Source organism: Dolichospermum sp. UHCC 0260 (genome assembly GCF_009711985.1).
Lineage (GTDB): Bacteria > Cyanobacteriota > Cyanobacteriia > Cyanobacteriales > Nostocaceae > Dolichospermum > Dolichospermum lemmermannii.
Genome location: NZ_VIKZ01000015.1, coordinates 69,315 through 78,671 on the forward strand (window position 1 = coordinate 69,315; position 9,357 = coordinate 78,671).

At 36.8% G+C, this 9,357-nt stretch carries 8 protein-coding genes and 1 pseudogene; 4 read left to right on the forward strand and 5 right to left on the reverse strand.

Features of this window, described 5'->3' with window-relative positions; all coding sequences use genetic code 11:
- Positions 1-10 precede the first annotated feature (10 nt).
- Together FJR08_RS08200 and FJR08_RS08205 are read right to left on the reverse strand one after the other, a co-directional pair.
- Positions 11-559 carry a PIN domain-containing protein gene (locus FJR08_RS08200; RefSeq protein ID WP_168632824.1) on the reverse strand — a complete coding sequence of 183 codons (549 nt, stop codon included), beginning with the start codon at positions 557-559 and terminating at the stop codon, positions 11-13.
- Positions 560-578: 19 nt separating this feature from the next.
- Entirely contained in the window at positions 579-1,040 is a 462-nt protein-coding gene (locus FJR08_RS08205; protein WP_168632825.1) for a helix-turn-helix domain-containing protein, read from the reverse strand.
- Between the two features lie 478 nt (positions 1,041-1,518).
- Here FJR08_RS08205 and FJR08_RS08210 point away from each other — a divergent pair, with 478 nt between their 5' ends.
- The 3 genes from FJR08_RS08210 to FJR08_RS08220 all read left to right on the forward strand — a co-directional run bounded on the left by FJR08_RS08210 (position 1,519) and on the right by FJR08_RS08220 (position 5,862).
- Complete coding sequence (locus FJR08_RS08210; protein ID WP_168632826.1) at positions 1,519-3,636, forward strand: serine/threonine-protein kinase; 2,118 nt, start codon at positions 1,519-1,521, stop codon at positions 3,634-3,636.
- A gap of 254 nt (positions 3,637-3,890) precedes the next feature.
- Positions 3,891-5,132, forward strand: a complete 1,242-nt coding sequence (gene argJ, locus FJR08_RS08215; RefSeq protein ID WP_168632827.1) for a bifunctional ornithine acetyltransferase/N-acetylglutamate synthase — start codon at positions 3,891-3,893, stop codon at positions 5,130-5,132.
- Between the two features lie 112 nt (positions 5,133-5,244).
- Positions 5,245-5,862, forward strand: a complete 618-nt coding sequence (locus tag FJR08_RS08220; protein WP_168632828.1) for a Uma2 family endonuclease — start codon at positions 5,245-5,247, stop codon at positions 5,860-5,862.
- 5 nt (positions 5,863-5,867) lie between these two features.
- On the opposite strand, the gene FJR08_RS08225 is transcribed toward FJR08_RS08220, so the two are convergent.
- From FJR08_RS08225 to FJR08_RS08235, 3 genes are all read right to left on the reverse strand, one after another.
- Entirely contained in the window at positions 5,868-6,077 is a 210-nt protein-coding gene (locus FJR08_RS08225; RefSeq protein WP_168632829.1) for a hypothetical protein, read from the reverse strand.
- Between the two features lie 141 nt (positions 6,078-6,218).
- Positions 6,219-6,863, reverse strand: a complete 645-nt coding sequence (locus FJR08_RS08230) for an NB-ARC domain-containing protein (RefSeq protein WP_168632832.1) — start codon at positions 6,861-6,863, stop codon at positions 6,219-6,221.
- Complete coding sequence (locus FJR08_RS08235; RefSeq protein ID WP_168632830.1) at positions 6,856-7,116, reverse strand: helix-turn-helix transcriptional regulator; 261 nt, start codon at positions 7,114-7,116, stop codon at positions 6,856-6,858. The genes FJR08_RS08230 and FJR08_RS08235 overlap by 8 nt, the downstream gene beginning before the upstream one ends.
- A 254-nt stretch (positions 7,117-7,370) precedes the next feature.
- Between FJR08_RS08235 and FJR08_RS08240 the strand changes: the two are divergent.
- Positions 7,371-9,357, forward strand: a pseudogene (locus FJR08_RS08240) (hypothetical protein); the annotation flags it as partial.

The window sequence follows — 9,357 nt, forward strand, 5'->3', positions numbered from 1 at the left end:
GTGGTCAACTTTAGGTTATGGAAGTATGGATTTTTTCAACAAATCCTGGTATTTGGTTATTTAATTTATCTAGTAATTGAATCAAAGTTAAAGGAGTTCTTTTATATTTTTGAGATTGTGTGAGTAAAATTTGAACCATTGTTTGAGGGTATTCTTCAAATAGTTCACCGAGAAAATCATCTGGTGACTGTGCTTTTATATTCCAAGGCTTTAAATCTTGTTCCTGAAAATCTTTAATATTTTGGGTAACGATAATTTCTGCTTTAGCAACCACAGCAGCAGCGAGAACATGACGATCTTTAGGGTGATTTTGCATAAAAGACTCCAGTTCTTTCGGTGCTTCAACCATAGCCTCTGGAAAAGCCATTTTTATAACTTCCTCTAACTTTCTAGCTCCCTCAGTAGAAATATATCCTTTATTGATCAGGTTTTCCATTGCTTCATCTAGGATTTTTTGTGACCAATAGGGTATATACAAATCAGCCTCAGCGGTAGAAAGTAAGGTATCTCGTAAATACATTGGAAACAAAATACAGGCATCTAAGATAACATTAGGCATCGCAATTTAAGTGTTTTACTCATTCCTCATAATCATACAGTCCCGCTTCTTCAGTTACTTCAATAAGTTCCTGTAGGCATTTTTTCCGGTTTATATCACGTTGTTCTTTATATTTCATCAAATCATCAAACCGGACACGCCGATGTGTTCCCACTCTAATACAAGGAATTTCACCTTGATCTAATAACTTAATCAGGTAAGGACGTGAAACTTTGAGAATGTCTGCGGCTTTTTGTGTCGTTAGTTCTCTATCCTGAATGACTACAGATATTACCTTACCTAATGCTAGTGCATGAACAGCTTGATGTAAAATCTGATAAACCGATTCGGGAATGGGAATTTCTTGACCGTCTACTCCTACTAATTTTGCTTGAGCGCCTTCAAGCTGGAGTATACTTTCAAGATGCTTGATAGATGATTTTTCCGGTTCTTGAGCCATAACTGACTCTAAAGGCAGGTTTTGCTCAGTGATAGTCTTCATAATGAATATATATTTGATATCTACATCATATATTTTATATCCTCTAAACGCAATATCCGCAACAGAAATCAAATAAAATATACTTTGTGAAACGTTGTGACAAAGCAATAGATTTTGGGCAAGTTTATTTTTTGGACATTTTTATGGAGAAGCTAGATAAAATCTTGTAAATTCTCATCACAATTTGACATATCTGTAAACAAAAATACAGTTTAACAAATGATTTGTATGGGAGAATATAGGTAAAGAAATAATTATTTTTACCTAAAATATAACTGCAATTTCCAACCAAAATATACATCACCATAATAATGGCAAAATGCCGTTATTTTCTATTTAAAATGAGATATCATCAAAATAATTGGCAATAATACATCTTCCCTACTTGTGAATTTCCAGGTTAAATATAATTACTAATTGCTGTAGTCAAATCTAGGTTTATTTATAAATTTTATCATGCAGATGCACCATAGATATCATGATCTGCTGTCTAAATCCCGATTGTTCAAATCCTCAAAATCCAGATCATCATCAACTTTGTCAAACTTGTCACACTCCGTTAGTGCCACTTTTGAGAAATCGGTTTCGTGTACTCCGTGTTCTTTCTGACGAAGGAGGATTTGGCAGAACTTATATATCAGAAGATATTGATAAATTAAATGAATTATGTGTAGTTAAACAACTAGCACCAAAATTTCAAGGTACTTGGTCACAAAAAAAAGCAATTCAGCTATTCTCAGAAGAAGCAAAGCGATTGCAAGAGTTGGGACAACATCCACAAATTCCCACTTTAATAGCTTATTTTGAGCAGGATAATTGTTTGTATTTAGTGCAACAATTTATTGATGGTCAAAATTTATTTAATGAATTAAAATCTCGGAGAATTTATCAAGATTGGGATATTCAATCTATGTTATTGGATTTATTGCCAATTATCAAATTTGTGCATCAACATGGAGTAATTCATCGTGATATTAAACCAGAAAATATTATTCGTCGAAAATCTGATGGGAGATTAACACTTATTGATTTTGGTTCTTCTAAACAGTTAACTGCACAAGTACAGCGAAAAAATGGTACTTCTATCGGTTCCCATGGTTATTCTCCCATTGAACAAATTAGAGATGGAAAAGCCTATCCTGCAAGTGATTTATTTGGTTTGGGTGCTACTTGTTTTCATCTATTAACAGGAATTTCTCCTTTTCAATTATGGATGGAATATGGTTATGCTTGGGTAGGAAATTGGCGGCATTATTTACGTTTTCCTTTGAGTTTAGAATTAGCAGAAATTATAGATAAGCTACTACAAAAAGAAATACAGGATCGTTATCAATCTGCTGATGAAGTAATTAGAGATTTGATGAAAAAGCATACTCATATTCTACCAGCAGCGAATCATACAATTATAGAATCACCTAGAAAAAATTCTCACCCACATTCATCAAAATATATTTGGGTTAGAAATTTAATTTTCATCTTGGGGATAATTGTTTTTTTGGGATTAGCAGAATCTGGTTATCGAGAATTTCGCAAGTTAAAAACTAATTTTTCTTTTAGTTGGAGTCAACCTCGCAATAGTCCACCAATATCTGAAATATCAGCAAAAAAATTATTTTTAGTCAATACTTTTTCTGGACATAAAAGCAAAGTTTTGTCAGTGGTTATGAGTCCAAATGGTAAACTGATTATCAGTAGTGGTGATTGTGAGAAAAGTAGTAATAGTCAATGTCATAATATTAAATTATGGGATGTCATAACAGGTAAAGAAATTACCAGTCTCCAGGGACATTCCCAAAATGTTAATGCAGTAGCTATAACTGCTAATGGGAAAACTTTAGTTAGTGGTAGTGATGATAAAACTATTAAAATTTGGAATTTAGAAACAAATCAATTAATTCACACCTTAAAAAGTCATACTGATGCGATTCATAGTTTAGCCATTAGTAGTGATGGTAAAAATTTAGTTAGTGCTAGTGATGATAAAACTATCAAAATTTGGAATTTAACAACAGGTAGGCTAATTCGTACTTTAATTGGTCATAAATATTGGGTACGTTCTGTAGATATTAGTCCTGATGGTGTCACCTTAGCAAGTGGTAGTTTTGATAAAACTATTAAATTATGGAATATTAATCAAGAAGAACCGATTCAGACTTTAAGTACCAGTTCACAAACAGTCATAGCTGTGGCTTTTAGTCCTAATGGTAAAATTTTAGCAAGTTCCAGCCGCAACCGCACAATTAAATTATGGAATCTACAAACCCTAAAAGAAATTCGGACTCTCATGGTAGAAGATAATAGTGTTAATACTATTGCTTTTAGTCCTGATGGTAAAATTTTAGCAAGTGCTGGACGAAATATTTCTGGAGAACAAATCTATCACACCATTAAACTCTGGAACGTGGCTACAGGAGAGGAAATGCTAACATTGACGGGACATAGTAATGCTGTTATCTCCCTTGCTTTTAGTGCTGACGGGAAGTTTTTAGTTAGTGGTGGTGAAGATAATTTAATTAAAATTTGGCAGATTCCAGTCAATAATGACGAAAATTTTTCCCGTCGAGGTTTGGTACTTGATAAAACTAAATTTCGGTAAGTAGGTGAACGGAAAAAACCAAACTGTGTAAAGAAACATAAAATCGCTGAAAACTTCTTTACTCTTGCCTCTGGTTACTGAGCGAAGTCGAAGTATTGCCTCTTGCTATAACGACAATTTTCAACGCCAACCAAAAAAAGATTGTCGTCAACAGATAAACTCACTTATAGAGATAAATACTGGACGCTGATATCAAACCAGAGGCGGAAGGTAATTGAGCAGTAAACGTGATATAGATAATTGTGAGCAAAATTATGGCAGACTGGCAAATAATTACTGGTGGTGTGACAGCAGCGCGGGGGTATAAAGCTTCGGGAATTACAGCAGGACTGAAAGCTTCGGGATTACCGGATTTAGCTTTAATTGTATCAGACGTGGAAGCGATCGCTGCTGGTGTATTCACCACTAGCCAAGTTAAAGCAGCCTGTGTAGATTACTGTCGTCAAGTATTACAAGGGAAACATAGCGCGAGAGCCATTCTTTGTAATGCGGGACAAGCTAACGCCGCAACAGGCGAACAAGGCATTAAAGATGCTCAAGAAAGTGCAGATTTATTAGGTCAAGAATTAGGTATTAACCCAGAATCCATTTTATTAGCTTCTACCGGCGTAATTGGTCAACGGATTAAAATGGATATTTTGCGGGTTGGTATCCCCAAAGTAGTTGCAGCCCTTTCGGAAACAGGTTCAGACGCAGCCGCAGGAGCAATTGTCACCACAGATCTAATCACCAAATCCATAGCCTTAGAAACCATTATCCATGACCGTCCAGTGCGAATTGGTGGCATTGCGAAGGGTTCAGGGATGATTCACCCCAACATGGCGACAATGTTAGCCTTTGTTACCTGTGATGCAGCAGTCTCTTCCACCCTTTGGCAACAAATGTTAACCAGAGCAGCAGATAGAAGCTTCAATTCTATCACAGTTGACGGTGACACAAGTACAAATGATTGTTTAATTGCTTTAGCAAATGGTCAATCTCGCACCCCAGCAATTACCGAAATGGGGGCAGAGGCACAGAAACTAGAAGCTATGTTAACTTATGTGTGTCAGCATTTGGCGAAAGCGATCGCTCGTGATGGCGAAGGTGCAACTTGTTTAATAGAAGTCCAAGTCACTGGCGCTCACGATGAATTATCAGCCCGCCAAATCGCCAAAACCATTGCCGGGTCATCTTTAGTCAAAGCTGCCATTTTCGGTCATGATCCCAATTGGGGACGGATTGCTGCTGCTGCTGGACGGGCTGGAGTCCCCTTTGAACAAGAAAACCTCTCCGTTAAATTAGGGGATATTTTACTATTTGAAAATGGTCAACCTTTACCCTTTGATAAAGCCGCAGCTAGTGCATATTTAAAAGCAGCAGCTAATGGTGAATATCTGCAATCAGACACGGTGTTAATTTCCGTCGGTGTTGGTAATGGTCATGGCACAGGTCAGGCTTGGGGTTGTGACTTGAGTTATGATTATGTGAAAATTAACGCTGAGTATACGACCTAGAAAAATCGGCGTTGCTGCTTAACTTTTAGTTGCAACGCCAATAGTTCTTAATCTGAGTTGAGGTTTGACAATGCCGCTATAATATTTTTATTATCAGCAATACTCAACAGCCATGATTCAAACTTTATCTAAAGTTACTACCTTTGAAGAATTTGTCGCTGGGCTTCCTGAAAATTCCGGGGTACGTTACGAACTACATAATGGGAATATCATTGAAATGGCACAACCAGTAGGAGAACATGAAGAATCAAAAGGGTTTTTAACGATCAAGCTGAGTGGTATAATTGATCGGTTAGACCTGCCCTATTTAATTCCCAACCAAGTTATAGTTAGACCAGAGGATAAAGATTCTGGTTATTTTCCAGATGTGTTGGTGCTAAATCGGCAAAATTTAGCTAACGAAAAACTATGGAAAAAACAATCTATCATCAGTAATGGTGCATCTATACCTTTAGTAATTGAAGTTGTATCAACTAATTGGCGTGATGATTACCATTTAAAATATGCTGATTATGAAGAAATGGGAATTTCTGAATATTGGATTGTTGATTATGCAGCTTTGGGTGGACGGAATTTTATTGGTAATCCTAAACAACCGACAATCTCTGTTTGTAATTTAATTGATGAAGAATATCAAATTAGTAAGTTTCGAGATCATGAACGGATTATTTCTCAAACTTTTCCTGAATTAAATCTCACCGCAAATCAGATTTTTCAAGCTTCGATATAAGTAAATCATAATTTATGAATAAATTTTTCCGTCACATACTCCCTGAGAACAGGTTGCAAAGTGTACTTACCCGCTTCTTTCTCTATTAAACAGCGTGAATATAGCTTTTCTATTGCTTGTAAAAGTTGGGATTTAGAAACAGTCGGTAATATGTTTTGATTTGGTGCTAAATCAGTAATAGTTGTTAATTGCTGGTTAATTGCCAGACAGTACATAATTTGCCATTCTAGAACCGAGAGGGGGTTTAACTGCTGTTCCAGTAAGCTGTTAATATAATTACTGACTAATAATGTATTTTGTTTGAGGAATTTTTCAATATTACCATTAAATAAGTCAATGATAGTATTAACAACAATTTAAACTTTCAGAGGATTATTACTATACAGATGACATAATTCAAACTTTTGTTCTTCAGTCCCTAACAATTGTTTTGATTGTATCAGGGAAAAGGCTATTTTTGATGAACCATGCAACCTCAAGCAACGCACTGATAATGACCAATTCTCTAGTAAGGTGACTTGAACAGGTTTAGCTCTACTAGTGAAAATCAAACAGCTTTGATGGTTGGTTTCGGCAATTATGCAGAGTAAATGATTATATTTGGTATTACCCACATCTAAAACCGTTTCTAGGTTATCTAAGATAATCAGACAACGATAGGTACGCAGATAATGGATAACTCGATTGATATTTGGTTTGCTTTCTTTTTGATGGGAGACAAAAGATAGCAAGTCAGTGATCATATTATCAAAACATGGAACTGTAGGCACTGAACGCCAAAAAACGTAATCAAACTGATCATGAATCTGTTGTGCTAGTTGGGTAGCTAAGGTTGTTTTCCCAACTCCACCCATACCAAATAATCCTAACAGGCGACAGCTATCTTGTAAAATCCATGACTTTAGCTGTGTCAGTTCTTTGTTGCGTCCGTAAAATGCCGAAATATTAACTACAGTTCCCCAGTCCTGAAATTCATTTAAATTTGGTTTTTTTTTACGTATTTGTGCGTATGCGGGGGGGGGTGGATATTACTTCAACATTGGTAGTAATTTCTCGCCAATCTAGATTTAATCTGCGACATAGTTCTTCAAAATTGGCATAACTAACAGGTTTACCAGTCAGGAAGTTGCTAATTGTCGCTAAGGACAATCCGGTATCATTAGCCAAGGCTCTTTGGTGGGGATAGCCATTTTGTGTGGGTGCTATTTTAACTTTGTCAATGTGGTCATTATGAACGCATAGTGATCTTGACATTGCTTATCTGGGATTAATGTATAACATCATCAGTATATATTGGATTGTCCAATTATATCTTACGTATATTCTCATCTTTGTGCCGGTTGGAGATGTGGCATATAGATTATATTTTTGACTACAGACTATGTATTAACAAAAGTCAGTCATAAGTCAGGTTAAGTCAGTATTTCTCAGTACGGAAGTCAGTACAAGGTTGGGTAAACTGGGGAAATGCTAATTAGCAGCGCGTAAAAATATCACGAAAACCTATCATGAAAAACTTCAACATTTTACTGAACAATTCATTTGAAATCCGTTTTCCTAATTTAAATAGCATTCTCAATCAAGCGTTACAGAATACATCTGGATATCTCCGTCAGTTCCGATTTGATGCGGGGTACACCCAGAAGCTGGAAACCGCTTTTGGTAATGATTTTAATCGCTCAGTAGCTAATCAAATCTTTGACAAATTAGCTCAAGGGGATTTTAGCGGTATTCCTACCATCGAGATTGTCAATCGCAATGATATTAATGGTGCAAATGGGGCTTTTGCTATAGCTACGGGTAAGATTTATCTGGCTGCTGATTTTATTAGCCAAAATGCTCAGAATGTCAATGCTGTTGCGGCTGTATTGTTGGAAGAATACGGGCATTTTGTTGATTCACGGATTAATACAAAGGATGCAGCAGGAGATGAGGGTGATATTTTTGCGCGGTTGGTGCAAGGGAAGAGTTTAAGTCAGCAAGAGTTAGCGGTTTTGAAGGCTGAGGATGATACCGCAAAGGTGACGTTAGATGGACAGGTTGTTGAGATTGAGATGAATGCTCAAGCTACATCTCAGTTTATAACATTAGCTAAACCTACAACTACATCTACAACTATTATCAATTATGGAAGCACTCAAGAGGATATTATCCAACTCCAGTCTTATAAGACAACAGATGCAGGACTCATACAAAAAGTTTGGGGTTATAGCGGGGCTGATATTTTCAATGTAAATTTTGAGCTTCCTGGTGATGGCAAAGTCGGAATAGATTTTAATGCTGGGAATTTAAAAGCTTTAGCTCAGATGTTAGTTGAACCTGATTGGGGTGTTAGAGAAAAACGCCTTGCAATGGATATGTCTATGGCAGTTGCAAGTACAGCAATTGATGTTGCTACATCTGTTGCCTCTAGTGCTGCATCCTCAATACCATTCGTTGGAGGTGCAATAGCAGGAGGTATTGAGGCAGCAGGTATAGCGGCACAGTTAACACTTGAGTTGGGGAATATTGGTGGCAATTACGCTTTAGACATCGAAGAATATAATAATAGTCTGGCTGGCATAGACAATTTCTTTGCTGATCAGAACAATCAGAATTGGGGAACTGTTAACATATTTGATGCCAGAACAGTAGTTGAAATCAGGGATTTTGAACCGGGGGTAGATGTAATAACACTTCCTAAATTACCACCAAATTGGACTTGGAAAATCGGTTCAGGTACATTTAGTGATACTGCCAAGAACTATGTTTCAGTAAGTTTCGCAAATGGAACTAATGCTTCGGGAGAGATTTTGCGAATTGGCTTTAACGACTACTTATCATCACTAATCACTGGCAGTAAACAGGATTTAATTAGTGATTTGTTAACTTTATCAAACTCAGGTTGGGCTATCGGTGACACTATTAAAGAACAGAAAATCGCATCAGATAGCATCTTAAATGGAACTATTGCGAATGATGTACTGTCTATTCTAGCTACCAACACTTTTTCTGTAGTCACGCTCTCCGGTGGGCTTGGTGATGATGTGCTAATAGGAAGAATAGGTGGAAATGACGCATTATATGGTGGCGATGGTAATGATTATATAGCACCTGGTACAGGTTCGGATACTATTAATGGTGGTGCTGGATATGATCGAGTTGACTATTCCAACCTCACAACAGGGGTAAATGTAACGTTCTCGCTGTTTACAAACATAGAAGGTGTTGTAGGTACTAAATATAATGACACTCTTGATTTGAGTAGTTTAACAATCACCAACTTAGATAACCTAGTTACAGGACTTGTCTCTATAAAGGGTAATGATGGGAATGATACTATAACAGGTAGCCAGTATAGTGATCTTCTTGAGGGTGGCGCTGGTAGTGACACCCTCAATGGTGGTGCTGGTAATGATGTTCTTAACCCTGGTTATAACCAAGGCGTAACTGATACAGTTGATGGCGGATCTGATACTGACACGCTCCAAGTTGATTACAGCAGCAAAACAGATA